The 13832-nt window shown below is 72.2% G+C and carries 11 protein-coding genes; 2 read left to right on the forward strand and 9 right to left on the reverse strand.

Going from position 1 to position 13832, the window contains the following annotated elements; all coding sequences use genetic code 11:
• Positions 1 to 190: 190 nt before the first annotated feature.
• From B9S57_RS23120 to B9S57_RS23130, 3 genes are all read right to left on the reverse strand, one after another.
• Entirely contained in the window at positions 191 to 2062 is a 1872-nt protein-coding gene (locus tag B9S57_RS23120; protein ID WP_181011442.1) for a PQQ-binding-like beta-propeller repeat protein, read from the reverse strand.
• 619 nt (positions 2063 to 2681) lie between these two features.
• Complete coding sequence (locus B9S57_RS23125; protein WP_103517519.1) at positions 2682 to 4337, reverse strand: PQQ-binding-like beta-propeller repeat protein; 1656 nt, start codon at positions 4335 to 4337, stop codon at positions 2682 to 2684.
• Between the two features lie 87 nt (positions 4338 to 4424).
• Complete coding sequence (locus B9S57_RS23130; protein WP_103517520.1) at positions 4425 to 6242, reverse strand: ABC-F family ATP-binding cassette domain-containing protein; 1818 nt, start codon at positions 6240 to 6242, stop codon at positions 4425 to 4427.
• A gap of 147 nt (positions 6243 to 6389) precedes the next feature.
• Between B9S57_RS23130 and B9S57_RS23135 the strand changes: the two genes are divergently transcribed.
• Positions 6390 to 7034 carry a lipoprotein gene (locus B9S57_RS23135; protein WP_103517521.1) on the forward strand — a complete coding sequence of 215 codons (645 nt, stop codon included), beginning with the start codon at positions 6390 to 6392 and terminating at the stop codon, positions 7032 to 7034.
• Positions 7035 to 7096: 62 nt separating this feature from the next.
• On the opposite strand, the gene B9S57_RS23140 is transcribed toward B9S57_RS23135, so the two are convergent.
• The 6 genes from B9S57_RS23140 to rsmI form a co-directional block, all read right to left on the reverse strand.
• A complete protein-coding gene (locus B9S57_RS23140; protein WP_103517522.1) occupies positions 7097 to 7996 on the reverse strand; it encodes a 4-(cytidine 5'-diphospho)-2-C-methyl-D-erythritol kinase in 900 nt (299 codons plus the stop codon).
• Positions 7993 to 8865, reverse strand: a complete 873-nt coding sequence (gene rsmA / locus B9S57_RS23145; RefSeq protein WP_103517523.1) for a 16S rRNA (adenine(1518)-N(6)/adenine(1519)-N(6))-dimethyltransferase RsmA — start codon at positions 8863 to 8865, stop codon at positions 7993 to 7995. The genes B9S57_RS23140 and rsmA overlap by 4 nt, the downstream gene beginning before the upstream one ends.
• Positions 8866 to 8874: 9 nt before the next feature.
• Complete coding sequence (locus B9S57_RS36480) at positions 8875 to 9372, reverse strand: ubiquitin-like domain-containing protein (RefSeq protein ID WP_374935977.1); 498 nt, start codon at positions 9370 to 9372, stop codon at positions 8875 to 8877.
• Positions 9373 to 9549: 177 nt separating this feature from the next.
• On the reverse strand, positions 9550 to 10416 hold the full coding sequence (locus B9S57_RS23155) for a TatD family hydrolase (RefSeq protein WP_103517524.1): 867 nt from the start codon (positions 10414 to 10416) through the stop codon (positions 9550 to 9552).
• Positions 10417 to 10467: 51 nt separating this feature from the next.
• Complete coding sequence (locus B9S57_RS23160; RefSeq protein ID WP_103517525.1) at positions 10468 to 10845, reverse strand: hypothetical protein; 378 nt, start codon at positions 10843 to 10845, stop codon at positions 10468 to 10470.
• A gap of 172 nt (positions 10846 to 11017) precedes the next feature.
• Positions 11018 to 11911 (reverse strand): 16S rRNA (cytidine(1402)-2'-O)-methyltransferase, encoded by an 894-nt coding sequence (gene rsmI / locus B9S57_RS23165; protein WP_103517526.1) that lies wholly within the window; start codon positions 11909 to 11911, stop codon positions 11018 to 11020.
• 53 nt (positions 11912 to 11964) lie between these two features.
• Between rsmI and B9S57_RS23170 the strand changes: the two genes are divergently transcribed.
• Positions 11965 to 13731 (forward strand): dolichyl-phosphate-mannose--protein mannosyltransferase, encoded by a 1767-nt coding sequence (locus tag B9S57_RS23170; protein ID WP_103517527.1) that lies wholly within the window; start codon positions 11965 to 11967, stop codon positions 13729 to 13731.
• Positions 13732 to 13832: the final 101 nt, after the last annotated feature.

Genomic DNA, 13832 nt, shown 5'->3' on the forward strand with positions numbered 1-13832 from the left:
GCCGTACCCCTGCGGGGGCATGCCGGGCTGCCCGGGCGGCGGCGTGGGCGCGCCGAATCCGCCGGGCGGCGGGTCCTGCGGGGCACCGAACCCGCCCTGGGGCGGGTCGTTGGGCGGCTGGGGCGGCTGGGTCATGGCGTACGTACCTCTGCGGAGTCTGAGAAGAAGGGGCTGCTGCCGTCGTCGGCCGTCACTTGCCGAAGGCCATCATGGTCGTCTGTTCCAGCTCTTCCTCGTCGTTGCTCGCGCTGACGCGGTCGCTGACGATGAAGGAACGGCCGCCCGCGTAGACGACCTTGGACGAGAAGAAGTTCTCGATCCCGGTCGTCGAGTCCAGGTGCTGCAGCAGCACCTTGGGCGCGCCTCCGGTCGGCGCGATCGTCGCGATCGCACCGCCCTTGTCGTACGAGGGCTCCAGGTAGACCAGGACGTTGCCGCCCTCCATGCGCAGCGGCTTCATGGTGCGCTCGGCGGGGGCCGCGGACTTCCACTTGGTCTTGCCGGTGTTCAGGTCGAAGGCGACGACCTTGTTGGTGCGGGCGCTGCCGCTGGTGTCGTCCTCGGTCATCATGTAGAAGGTGTCGGCGTCGGCGGCCACGCCCATGCAGTCTTCCAGGTTTCGACCGAAGTTCACGAGGCCGGCGCAGTCGACGGAGAGCTTCTCCCCCTTGTCACTGACCAGCTGGGAGCGGAGCTTTCCGTCCTCCTTGAGCGCGAGGACGCCCCACTTCTTGTCCTCCCTGTGGGTCAGCGAGACGACGAGAGGGCTCACCGAGTAGACCTTGTCGACCTCCCAGCCGACCTTGGGCTGGTACGTCCACTTGGCCTTCCCGGTGGCCGGGTCGATCTCCTGGATCTGGTTCTGCGGGGCTTCCCCGTACTCGGTGCGGCAGGCTGCCGCGGCGATCAGCTTGGGACCGCCGGCGAAGGAGAACGGCTTGCAGCCGCTCGACGGGGTGCCGAACAGCTCCTTGCCGTCGCTGACCCGGTAGCCGTTGGAGTTGCTCGTGCGGCCGACAGCCACGGTGTCACCGCTGATCGCGATATTGATGTCGGACAGCAGGTCGAAGTTGCCGTTCTTCTTGATCGACTTCTTCCAGCCGGCCTTGCCGGTGTTGAGGTCGACCATCTGCAGATCGGCGCAGGTGGACTTGTCCGTGGTGCCGTTCTTCACACCGATGACGATCTTGCCGTCGGCAGTGGCCGCCCCTGGTGCCGCGCACAGGTCGGTGGAGAGCGGAAGCTTCCACTTCTCCTTGCCGTCGGCCACCGAATAACCGACGACCGAGCGGTACATGCCCTTGACGATCGTGTCCCCCACGATCCACGGGCCGTACACGTCCGCGCCGTTGCGCGGCAGGTCGACGTCGTTCGTCGTCAGCCAGAGGACCTTCGCCTCGCCCTCCTTGCGACCGGCGTTCAGGTCGTCGTTGGCCTCGCGGCCGTCGCCCTTGCCGTCGCCCTGGTCGACGCTGGGCGAGGTGCTGGGGTCCACGGCGCCGCTGCTGGACTTGGAGACGGGCTTCTTCTCGTCGTCGTCACCGCCGCCCACCGCGAGGAAGACGCCTCCGCCGATGACGAGGAGCGCGGCGAGCGCCGCACCGATGATGACGGCGGGCTTGCCCTTGAAGGGGCCGCCACCGGTGCCGCCGGGCGCGGGCGCGCCGGGGTACTGCTGCTGCGGGTAGCCGTATCCGGGCTGCTGGCCGTAGGGGCCGGGCTGCTGACCGTACGGGCCCTGCTGCTGGGCGTACGGACCGGACGGGGCGCCGTAGGGACCGGGCTGCTGGGCGTACGGGCCGGGGTCGGCCTGCCCGGGCGCCTGCCCGGGCGCCTGCGGGTAGCCGTAGCCGGGCTGCGCTCCGGGCGCCTGCGGGTAGCCGTAACCGGGCTGCGCGGGGGGCGGCGTCGCCGGGGGCGGCGTCTGCGGGGGCCCGGGCGGCGTCTGCGGCGGCGCCGCAGGTGGTGACGGCGGCTGGGACGGCGGCTGAGGAGTGCCCTGCGGTTCCTGCGGAGCCCCGAAGCCCCCCTGCGGCGGTTGCTGGCTGGGCGGCTGGGTCATCAGCACGTCCCCCTTCGTGCGGTTCCGGTGCCCGTTCCGGTCTCCCCCGCGATTCCGCTGGGCTCAGAGGATCAGGTACAAGAAATCTCTGAATTCCCCCCGGAAAGGAGCGAATCGGGCATGGCTTCCGCGGCGTTACGACAGTCGAGCGGGGCTTCTTTGTACCACCCGCACCACACCCGGCACCGGTTCGGTCCACCCCCTGTTCCCAAGGGAGAACCGGGCCGTGATGCCGTCGTTACGCACCGCCGGGCGCCGCGCGTGCACCGGTTTCCGACAGCGCTTCAACTCGATGCGAAACGTGCCCATTTCGCAGAATCCCCGCAGACCGGCGCCTGTTCACCGGGGCCCAGGACGGCTGTCGCCTCCCCCTCCTCGCCGACCCGCCACGGAAGAGGGGAGGAACGGCTGCCCTGCCAGACGCCCTTCGGCTCGTGGAGCGAGCTCTCGGGTGTCGACCGCTGATGCCGGATTCCTCAGCGGGGCCGCGTGTACGCCCCGGCGGACGGATCCCGCACTCCTCTCCCACCGCTCTCGCGGTCCGGCGCCCGGTTCGCGCACACGCCCGGGCGAAGCTCTCCGTGGCACCGGCCGCGTGGCGGTCCGTCCGCCGGCCCGTTCACTCCCCGAAGGCGATCATGGTCTTCATGTCCGCCTCGGCCTCGTCGTCCTCCTCCATGCCGACCAGCGGCAGGGTGAGGAGCGAACGGCCGTCCTCGTAGAGGACCTCGGCCGCGGTCATGCCCGCCTCGATCGTGGCCGTCGACGCCGGATGGGTCAGCACGGTCCGCGGGGTCCCGCCGGTGGGACCGAGCGTGGCGATCGCGCCTCCCTGCGTCCTGGTGGCCGCCACGTAGAGCAGCAGCTTCCCGCCCTCCGTGCGCAGCGGTTCCATCCTCCGCCCCAGGGGGGCGTCGGCCGTCCACTTCTGCTCGCCTGTGTTCAGGTCGAAGGCGACGATCCGGTTGTCCACGTCGAACTCGACGTGCTTCCGCTTGGTCGACACGTAGAACGTGTCGTCGTCCGCCGCCACCCCCGCGCAGTCGTCCCTGTTGCGGGTCACCACCAGGTATCCCCCGCACCTCACCTCGTAGTCGGCGAAGCCGAGATCGACGTCCCGGGTGCCGAGCTCGATGCGCGACCGCAGGGTGCCGTTGTCCCGCAGGGCCAGGACCCGCCAGGTGTCGCCCTTCTGCACCGAGACGACCAGGGGGCTGACGGAGTAGACCTGGTCGATGAACCAGTCCTTCTCGAGTGCGTACGTCCACTGCTTCTTCCCGGACGCGGGGTCGAACTCCTGGATCTGGTTACCGCCCGGGCAGTCCGCCGCGGCGATCGTCCGGGCACCGCTGAGGAAGGCGTAGGACCGGCAGTCGCGGGGCTGCGCGCCGAACAGCTCCTGCCCGTCGCCCACCCGGTAGGTGTGGACGTGGCCGGGGCGCGAGTACGTCACCGTGTCGCCGTTCGCCGCCATGACGACCCGCCTCTCGGTGTCCGTGACGGCGGCCTTCTCCAGGGTCTTCCTCCAGCCCGGCTTCCCCGTGCGCAGGTCGATCATCTGCAGGACGGAGCAGTCCGCACCGGTGTCGGAGTCCGCCGCCTCGACCGCGACCACGATCCTGCCGTCCGTGGTCGGGCGAGTGGGCGCCGCGCAGATGTCCTCGGGCATCCGCAGGCTCCACCGCTCCGTGCCGTCGGCCGTCGAGTAGCCCGACACCGTCCGGTACATGGCCTTGGCGACGACGTCCCCGGCCTCCCAGGGGCCGTACACGCCCATGGCCCGGCCGGGGAGGTCGGTGCCCAGGCTCTGCAACCACCGGACCTTGGCCTCGCCCGGTTCGCGGCGGGCGTCGAGCTGCCCGGCAAGCTCCACGTCACTCGCGGCGTGGCTCGTGCCGTCGCCCTGCTCCGGTGCGGTCGAGGGGCCGGACGTCCCTCCGGCCGCGGGCTTCTTCGCGTCGTCATCGCCCAGGGCGAACCAGACGCCCCCGCCGACGATCAGGGCCAGGGCGAGCACGGCGCCGACGACCATGCCGGTCCTGCCCTTGAAGCGGCCACCGCCGCCCGGCCCCTGGGGCGCCGCGACCGGCTGCGGCTGCGACGGGAATCCGTAACCGCCCTGCGGCGGCTGCCCGTACGGACCGGGCTGCTGGGCATACGGTCCGGGAGCCGTGCCCGGTTGCTGGGGCGGGTATCCGTACGCGGGCCCCGGCGGAGGGTCGTACGGTGCCCCGAAGCCTCCCTGCGGCGGTTGCTGGCCGGGCGGCTGGGTCATCGGCGGATCCCCCTCGTGCGGACATTGATCCGCACGGTCATCCAGGCGGAGCGGTCCTCTTTTCTATCACCCGCTCCGCCCCCTCTCTCAGGCGTCCTCGGCCAGTTCCAGCCAGCGCATCTCCAGCACGTCCCGCTCCGCGACCAGTTCACGCAGCTCGGCGTCGAGCTCGGCGACCTTCGCGAAGTCGGTGGCGTTGTCGGCGATCTGCGCGTGCAGCGTGGTCTCCCTGGTCGACATCTTGTCGAGCTGCCGCTCGACCTTCTGCAGTTCCTTCTTCGCGGCACGCGCCGCCTGCGGCGAGACGGTCTCGGCCGGCGCTGCCTTGGGCGCGGAGGCCGCCGCGGCGGAGGCGGGTGTGGCCGTCTCCTCCATGCGCTGCCTGCGCTCGATGTACTCGTCGATGCCGCGCGGGAGCATCCGCAGCGCCCGGTCGCCGAGGAGCGCCATCACCTTGTCGGTGGTGCGCTCGATGAAGAACCGGTCGTGGGAGATCACGATCATCGACCCGGGCCAGCCGTCGAGGAGGTCCTCCAGCTGGGTCAGCGTCTCGATGTCCAGGTCGTTGGTGGGCTCGTCGAGGAAGAGGACGTTGGGCTCGTCCATCAGCAGACGCAGGATCTGCAGCCGGCGCCGCTCACCACCGGAGAGGTCCCCGACCGGGGTCCACTGCTTCTCCTTGACGAAGCCGAACTGCTCGCAGAGCTGACCTGCGGTCATCTCCCGGCCCTTGCCGAGGTCGACGCGGTCGCGCACCTGCTGGACCGCTTCGAGGACGCGCAGGTTCGGGTTGAGCTCGGCGACCTCCTGGGAGAGGTAGGCGAGCTTCACCGTCTTGCCGACGACGACCTTCCCCTCGGCGGGCTGCACGTCGCCCTGGCTGCGGGACGCCTCGGCGAGGGCCCGCAGCAGCGAGGTCTTGCCGGCTCCGTTGACGCCGACCAGGCCGATGCGGTCACCCGGGCCGAGCTGCCAGGTGAGGTGGGTGAGCAGGGTCTTGGGCCCGGCCTGGACGGTCACGTCCTCCAGGTCGAAGACGGTCTTGCCGAGGCGGGCGTTGGCGAACTTCATCAGCTCGCTGGTGTCGCGCGGGGGCGGCACATCGGCGATCAGCTCGTTGGCGGCCTCGATGCGGTAGCGCGGCTTGGACGTACGGGCGGGGGCACCCCGACGCAGCCAGGCCAGCTCCTTGCGCATCAGGTTCTGCCGCTTGGACTCCTCGGTGGCGGCGATCCGCTCCCGCTCGGCCCGCGCGAACACGTAGTCGCTGTAGCCGCCCTCGTACTCGTGGACGGCACCGCGCTGGACGTCCCACATGCTGGTGCAGACCTGGTCGAGGAACCACCGGTCGTGGGTGACGCAGACGAGCGCGGAGCGCCGGGCCCGCAGATGGCCGGCCAGCCAGGAGATGCCCTCGACGTCGAGGTGGTTGGTCGGCTCGTCGAGGACGATCAGGTCGGGCTCGCCGATGAGCAGCTTGGCCAGCGCGATCCGGCGCCGCTCGCCGCCGGAGAGCGGGGCGATGACGGTGTCCAGGCCGTGCTCGAAGCCGGGGAGGGCGAGGCCGCCGAAGAGCCCGGTCAGGACGTCACGGATCTTGGCGCTGCCCGCCCACTCGTGGTCCTCGAGGTCGCCGATCACCTCGTGCCGGATGGTGGCCGTCGGGTCCAGCGAGTCGTGCTGGGTCAGGACACCGAGGCGCAGCCCGCCGTTGTGGGTGACGCGGCCGGTGTCCGCCTCCTCCAGCTTGGCGAGCATCCGGATGAGCGTCGTCTTGCCGTCGCCGTTCCGGCCGACGACGCCGATCCGGTCGCCCTCGGACACCCCGAGGGATACGCCGTCGAGCAGGGCACGGGTGCCGTACACCTTGCTGACCTGCTCGACATTGACCAGATTGACGGCCATTTCACTCCTGCCTAGGGGATCCCTGCGTCGGGGACCGCTCGACGTCCCAGAGTAGTCGCCGCGCGGGGTGCGATAGCGTGCGGCGATCGATCATGGGGAGTAACCCCAGGTCGGAGCGGTTCGGAACATCTCTGGGGTGGGGACTTCATGATGCGTGGCGCGATACGGACACTGGTTCCGGCGGTCCTGACGGCGGCCGTGCTGGCCGGCTGTTCGTCGTCCGGGGGCGACACGGCGGCGGACACGGGGAAGAACGGGGACAGCGCCCCCGCGAAGTCGGCCGGGAGCGCGGCCCCGGCGAAGGGCGGCACGCTCGGCGCCGCCGGGTCGGCGTGCGAGCTCCCGGTGACCTTCGACCTGGCGGCGGGCTGGAAGCCGCAGGCGGTCACGGTGGAGCCGGCTTCCGACCTCGCCGCGCTGGGCGAGCAGGGCTCGGCCACGATGGTCTGCGAGATCGACGCCAAGCCGGCCGGGAACATCGGCTACCTCCGGGTCTGGCAGGGCAAGGGTCCGGACACGCCCCCGCGCGCGGCGCTGGAGGACTTCGTGGCCGGCGACCCGAACGCGTCGAAGGCCGCGTACGAGGAGGCCGAGGCGGGCGCGGTGCCCGCCGCCGAGGTCGTCTACACGGTGAGCGGCGAGCTGCTGGACGAGCCGAAGACGGAGCGGGCCTTCGCGGTCTCCACCCCGAAGGGCCCGGTCGTGGTGCACCTGGGCGGACTGGACTCGCAGGAGCACGAGGAGATGCTCCCGGCGTACGAACTGGCGAAGGACACGCTGAAGCTCGGCTGAGACGCCGCTCCGCCCGCGACTGCGTGCCGCGCCACAGGCGGATTCCGCCCGGGTGCCCGCCGTCAGACGACGGTGGCCCCCGGTGCCGGCGATACCGCCACCCGCGCGCTGCGGCACGTGCCCGACGCCAGCAGGGCGGCGGCCACCGTGCGCGCCGACTCCGCGTCGGCGGCGAGGAACGCCGTCGTCGGCCCGGATCCCGAGACGAGGGCGGCCAGGGCTCCGGCGGCGGTGCCCGCCGCGAGGGTGCCGGCCAGCGAGGGGCGCAGGGAGAGTGCGGCGGCCTGGAGGTCGTTGGACAGGGCGCCCGCGAGCGCGGTGGTGTCCCCCTTGCGCAGGGCGGTCAGGAGCGCGGGCGACGCGGACGGCTCGGGTACGTCGGTGCCGGCGGTGAGCCGGTCGAACTCGCCGTACACGGCCGGGGTGGAGAGCCCGCCGTCGGCGACGGCGAAGACCCAGTGGAAGGTTCCGCCGACCTCGATCGGGGTGAGCTGCTCGCCGCGTCCGACACCGAGCGCCGCCCCGCCGATGAGGCTGAAGGGCACGTCGCTGCCCAGCTCGGCGCAGATCTTAAGGAGTTCCTCCTGGCTCGCCCCGGTGGCCCACAGGGCGTCGCAGGCCAGCAGCGCGGCGGCGCCGTCGGCGCTGCCGCCCGCCATGCCGCCGGCGACGGGGATGTCCTTGGCGATGTGGATGTGGACGTCGGGGGCGATGCCGCGCTGGGCTGCCAGGGCGATCGCGGCGCGGGCCGCGAGGTTGGTGGCGTCCAGCGGGACCTGGCCGGCGTCCGGTCCGGAGCAGGTGACGCGCAGCGCCTCGGCGGGGGTGACGGTGACCTCGTCGTACAGGCCGACGGCGAGGAAGACGTTGGCCAGGTCGTGGAAGCCGTCGGGCCGGGGGGCGCCCACCGCGAGCTGCGCGTTGACCTTGGCGGGGACGCGGACGGTGACGCTGCGGGTCATGCGGAGGGCTCCGGCTTGTTCTCGGCGATGGCGGCGAACTCCTCGACGGTCAGGGCCTCGCCCCGCGCCTGCGGGGAGATCCCCGCGGCGGTCAGGGCCGCCTCGGCGGCCGGTGCGGAACCCGCCCAGCCGGCCAGGGCGGCGCGGAGCGTCTTGCGGCGCTGGGCGAAGGCGGCGTCCACGACGGCGAACACCTCGGCCCGGCTCGCGGTGGTCGGGACCGGTTCGGCGCGCCGCACCAGGGACACCAGCCCCGAGTCGACGTTGGGCGCGGGCCAGAAGACGGTGCGGCCGATCGACCCGGCGCGCTTGACGTCGGCGTACCAGTTGGCCTTGACCGAGGGCACGCCGTAGACCTTGTTGCCGGGGCGGGCGGCCAGCCGGTCGGCGACCTCGGCCTGGACCATCACGAGCGTCCGCTCGATGGTGGGGAAGCGCTCCAGCATGGTGAGCAGGACCGGCACGGCGACGTTGTAGGGCAGGTTGGCGACGAGCGCGGTGGGCGCCGGGCCGGGCAGCTCCGTGACCAGCATCGCGTCCGAGTGGACCAGGGCGAAGCGGTCCGCGCGTCCGGGCAGCCGGGCGGCGACCGTGGCCGGCAGGGCGCCCGCGAGCACGTCGTCGATCTCCACGGCGACGACCCGGTCGGCCGCCTCCAGCAGGGCCAGGGTCAGCGACCCCAGACCGGGGCCCACCTCGACCACCACGTCGTCGGGCCGCACCTCGGCGGTGCGTACGATCCTGCGGACCGTGTTGGCGTCGATGACGAAGTTCTGGCCGCGCTGCTTGGTGGGGCGTACGCCCAGCGCTGCGGCCAGCTCGCGGATGTCTGCGGGGCCCAGAAGGGCGTCGGGCTCTGTGGTGCTCACCCGTTAAGCCTACGGCCGCCACGGGGCCCGGGGGCCGCCGCCCGGCCCGGGCCCGGACCCGCGTGTCTCCCGGTGGACGGTGACCTGGTCGCCGTCGTCCAGCCCGGTGGCGGGGGCGGGGGCGACGGTGTCGCCGGTGCCGACCGTGACGCCCTCCGCGTCGAGCAGCTCACCGACGTCGTCGGCGAAGGTGTGCAGGGTGCGCGACGTCCCGTCGACGCTGACGCGGACGGCCTTGTCCTGGGCGAGGAAGGCGGCGGTGCCGCCGGCCAGGACGGCGAGGACCAGCGCGCGGGGGACGAGCCGCCGCAGCCCCTCGGGCGCGCTCCGGTGCCGCCGGACCGCCCGGTGCCCGGTGGGCTGCTTCCGCACGGCCGCCGGCGGGGGCACCAGCGGGGTGTCCAGCACGGTCGGGTCGTGGACCGGGAGCAGGCCGTGCCAGGAGCCGGCGACGATCGTCCGCTCCTCGTGGAGGGAGCGGGGCGGCGCCGGGGCGGGGACCCGCACCGGCGCCGCCCCGTACGCCCACCGCCGCGCGGTGCGCGGTGACTGCCCTGCGAATGGCCCACGACGCTCCAGGAACTCCGGCTGCCGACCCCTATGCGCGGGCACGGTAGCCGAGGTTCCATCACCGTCCAAAGTCGTACGATTACCTGACGTGTCGACCTGGGCCGGCCCGGAGCGTCAGAAGTCGAACGCCCGCGCGGTGTTGTCGTAGACGGTGGCGGCGAGGCTGTCCTCGTCGACGCCCCTCACCTCGGCCATCGCGCGGAGCGTGACCGGAACGAGGTAGGGGGCGTTGGGCCGTCCGCGGTACGGGGCGGGGGTGAGGAAGGGGGCGTCGGTCTCGACGAGCACCAGCTCGGCGGGGGCGACGGCCAGCGCGTCGCGCAGCGGCTGCGCGTTCTTGAAGGTCACGTTGCCGGCGAAGGACATGAAGTATCCGGCCGCCGCGCAGATCCGGGCCATCTCGGCGTCCCCGGAGTAGCAGTGGAAGACGGTCCGCTCCGGCGCGCCCGCGTCGGCGAGGACGCGCAGCACGTCCTCGTGGGCCTCGCGGTCATGGATGACCAGGGCCTTGCCGTGGCGCTTGGCGATCTCGATGTGAGCGCGGAAGGACTCCTCCTGGGAGGCGATGCCCTCGGGGCCCGTACGGAAGAAGTCGAGGCCGGTCTCGCCGACGGCGCGTACGTGGGGGAGGGCGGCGAGCGCGTCGATCTCGGCGAGCGCCTCGTCGAGCGCCGCCTTCCCGCCGGGCTCGCGGGCCCCCTGGCGGGCCGTGCCCTCGGGGTCCCCGTGCACGATGCGGGGCGCCTCGTTGGGGTGCAGGGCCACGGCGGCGTGCACGGACGGGTGGGCGGCCGCGGTCTCGGCGGCCCAGTGCGAGCCCTTCACGTCGCAGCCCACCTGGACGACGGCGGTCACGTTGACCGCCGCGGCGCGGGCCAGGCCCTCCTCGACGGTTCCGTCCTGCATGTCCAGATGGGTGTGTGAATCGGCGACCGGAACCCGGAGGGGTTCGGGGAGCGGCGGGGCGTCGGTACGGCTCATGCCCCCGACTCTACGAGGGCACGGGCCCTCGCTCACCGCCGGTGGGCGGGCTCACCGACGGTGGAAGGGGCGCAGCAGATCGGACAGCTGCCAGTGGTGCGTGGCGGTCCCGGAGGACGGCACGGCGGTGGCGGCGATCCTGTCCGCCCCGGCCTCCGGAGGTGCGGTCTTTTGGGGCTGGAGCAGCCGCTGGACGGTGGAGACCCGGCCGGCGCGCATGATCCGGACCACATGGCCGCCACAGTTGGTGCAGGTCGGGGTGGACAACGGTGAGGGGACCCGCTCTCCGTCCGCCTTGTACACGACGAAGGCGTTGCCCGAGCCGTCGACGTGGTGCTCTATCTCGTAGGCCTGTTCCCAGCCGTGTCCGCACCGCATACAGGCGAAGGCGTACGCCTCGTGCACGGTGGTTGCTGCGATCTCACTCATGCCTGCTCCTCTTGTCCGATGGACAAGCACTCCGGACAAGCACTCCGGATGATGCGTGCCACCTCAAGTGGACGCCTTCACCCGGGGGCGGCGCACCAGGTCTGCCGAGTGTTGGAACGGTTTTGGCCGATCCGTGGGCAAAGGGCCCGGTACGCGGCTTGCGCTTTACGTTTCAGGCTAGTCCTTTGCCCTGATCCTGGCCGGTCCGAGCCGCGTTCTTTGCCGCGACCACCGCATCGAACACCTCGCGCTTGGGCAGCCCGGCCTCGGCGGCGACCGCCGCGATCGCCTCCTTGCGCCGCTCCCCCGCCTCCTCGCGCACCTGCACCCTGCGCACCAGCTCCTCGGCGTCCAGTTCCTCGCCGGACTCCGTGGCGCCCTCGACGACGACGGTGATCTCGCCGCGCACGCCCTCGGCCGCCCAGAGGGCCAGGTCGCCCAGCGGGCCGCGCTTCACCTCTTCGTACGTCTTGGTCAGCTCCCGGCACACGGCGGCCCTGCGGTCGGCCCCGAAGACCTCGGCCATCGCGGCGAGGGTGTCGTCCAGCCGGTGCGGGGCCTCGAAGAAGACCATGGTGCGGCGTTCGCCGGCGACCTCGCGCAGCTTTCCGAGGCGCTCGCCCGCCTTGCGCGGCAGGAAGCCCTCGAAGCAGAAGCGGTCCACGGGCAGGGCGGACAGCGCGAGCGCGGTCAGCACGGCGGAGGGGCCGGGCACGGCGGTCACCTTGATGTCCTGCTCCACGGCGGCGGCGACGAGCCGGTAGCCGGGGTCGGAGACGGACGGCATCCCCGCGTCGGTGACGAGCAGGACGCGCGCACCGCCGGCCAGCGCCTCGACGAGTTCGGGCGTACGCGCCGACTCGTTGCCCTCGAAGTAGGACACGACACGCCCTGTCGTGTGGATGCCCAGGGCCTGGGTGAGCCGGCGCAGCCGCCGGGTGTCCTCGGCGGCCACGACGTCGGCCGTCTCCAGCTCGGCGGCGAGCCGTGGCGGGGCGTCCGCGACGTCACCGATGGGGGTCCCTGCGAGTACGAGCGTTCCAGTCGTTCCAGTCACATCGGCCATCCTCCCAGCACGGGCGGCACCACTCGCACAGATGCGTTCCCTACGATGGCGCGGTGACGAGTACTGCGCCCGAGGCCCAGCAGGGCAATGACGCCGGGGACGGCCCCGGCGACCAGCAGCCTTCCTGGCAGCGGCGGCTGCGCCGCTTCGGCCATTCCCCACGGCCGGAGACGGGGCTGCGCGAGCGTCTGGTCCCGCCCTACAGCCGCCCCGGCCGCCAGTTCTGGAACGTGGTCGCGGTGCCGCCGGCGCTCGCCGGGCGCCTGGTGCGCTGGTCCGCCTGGGGCGGGCCCCTGCTGGTCGCCCTGGTGGCCGGGGTGCTGCGCTTCTGGAACCTCGGCAGCCCGAAGGCGGTGATATTCGACGAGACGTACTACGCCAAGGACGCCTGGGCGCTGATCAACCAGGGCTACGAGGGTTCCTGGCCGAAGGACATCGACAAGCAGATCCTCAGCGACCCCTCCTCGGTGGACATCCCGGTCGACCCGGGTTACGTCGTCCATCCGCCGGTCGGCAAGTGGATCATCGGGATCGGTGAGCAGCTCTTCGGCTTCACCCCGTTCGGCTGGCGCTTCATGGTGGCGCTCCTCGGCACCCTCTCGGTCCTGATGCTGTGCCGCATCGGCCGCCGGCTGTTCCGCTCGACCTTCCTGGGCTGCCTCGCGGGCACTCTGCTGGCCGTGGACGGGCTGCACTTCGTGATGAGCCGCACGGCGCTGCTCGACCTGGTGCTGATGTTCTTCGTGCTGGCGGCGTTCGGCTGCTTCCTCATCGACCGCGACTGGGCCCGCCGCAAGCTGGCCGCGGCGCTGCCGGTCGACGAGGAGGGGCTCCTGCGCCCGGACGCGCACCTCGCGGAAACGCTCCGCCTCGGGTGGCGCCCGTGGCGGATCGCGGCCGGGCTGATGCTCGGTCTTGCCTTCGCCACGAAGTGGAACGGGCTCTACATCCTGGCCGCGTTCGGCGTGATGGCGGTGGTCTGGGACGTCGGCGCGCGGCGGACGGCGGGCGCCGTGCAGCCCTACCGTGCGGTGCTGCTGCGGGACCTGCTGCCCGCGTTCGTCTCCACGGTGCCGGTCGCCCTCGGCACGTACCTCGTCTCGTGGACCGGCTGGATCGTCACGGACAAGGGCTACTACCGCAACTGGGCGGCCACCCAGGGCAAGGGCGGCAGCTGGACCTGGCTCCCTGACTGGCTGCGCAGCCTGTGGCACTACGAGTACCAGGTCTACGAGTTCCACGTCGGCCTGACCTCCGGGCACACCTACCAGTCCAATCCGTGGAGCTGGATCGTCCTGGGCCGGCCCGTCTCGTACTTCTACGAGGAGCAGACGGGCTGCCTCACCTCCGAGACGCGCAAGTGCGCCCGCGAGGTCCTGGCGCTGGGTACCCCGCTGCTCTGGTGGGCGGCGTGCGTGGCCCTCCTGTACGTGCTGTGGCGCTGGTTCTTCCGCCGCGACTGGCGGGCGGGCGCGATCGCGTGCGGGGTGGCGGCGGGCTGGGTGCCCTGGTTCTTCTACCAGGAGCGGACGATCTTCCTCTTCTACGCGGTCGTCTTCGTGCCGTTCCTCTGCCTGGCGGTCACGATGACGATCGGCGCCCTCCTGGGCCCGGCGGCCGGCACGGGCACCAGACACCGCCTGGGCCTGGAGAAGGCCGATCCCACGGGCGACCGGAGACGCACCCTGGGCGCGATCGCGGCAGGGGTGCTGGTGCTGCTGATCGTCTGGAACTTCATCTACTTCTGGCCGCTCTACACGGGCACGTCGATCCCGGACACGTCCTGGCGCGACCGGATGTGGCTGGACACGTGGGTGTAGCGGGGAGAGGCACGATGGGGCGCGTCCTGAGGGTGCCCCCATCGGCGGCCGGGGCGGAGAGCGTCCTGCGCGGTACGTCCGGGCCTGGGCGCGGGTTGGCG

This window comes from Streptomyces sp. SM10 (genome assembly GCF_002910915.1).
In the GTDB taxonomy this organism is placed as follows: Bacteria; Actinomycetota; Actinomycetes; order Streptomycetales; family Streptomycetaceae; genus Streptomyces.

Bases quoted from the DNA above. Each gene is read 5' to 3' on its own strand.
- B9S57_RS23120 (WP_181011442.1), bottom strand. From the start codon at position 2,062: ATGACCCAGCCGCCCAGCCAGCAACCGCCGCAGGGGGGCTTCGGGGCT.
- B9S57_RS23130 (WP_103517520.1), bottom strand. From the start codon at position 6,242: ATGGCCGTCAATCTGGTCAATGTCGAGCAGGTCAGCAAGGTGTACGGC.
- B9S57_RS23160 (WP_103517525.1), bottom strand. From the start codon at position 10,845: ATGAGTGAGATCGCAGCAACCACCGTGCACGAGGCGTACGCCTTCGCC.
- B9S57_RS23135 (WP_103517521.1), top strand. From the start codon at position 6,390: ATGATGCGTGGCGCGATACGGACACTGGTTCCGGCGGTCCTGACGGCG.
- B9S57_RS23125 (WP_103517519.1), bottom strand. From the start codon at position 4,337: ATGACCCAGCCGCCCGGCCAGCAACCGCCGCAGGGAGGCTTCGGGGCA.
- B9S57_RS23155 (WP_103517524.1), bottom strand. From the start codon at position 10,416: ATGAGCCGTACCGACGCCCCGCCGCTCCCCGAACCCCTCCGGGTTCCG.
- rsmI (WP_103517526.1), bottom strand. From the start codon at position 11,911: ATGGCCGATGTGACTGGAACGACTGGAACGCTCGTACTCGCAGGGACC.
- B9S57_RS23140 (WP_103517522.1), bottom strand. From the start codon at position 7,996: ATGACCCGCAGCGTCACCGTCCGCGTCCCCGCCAAGGTCAACGCGCAG.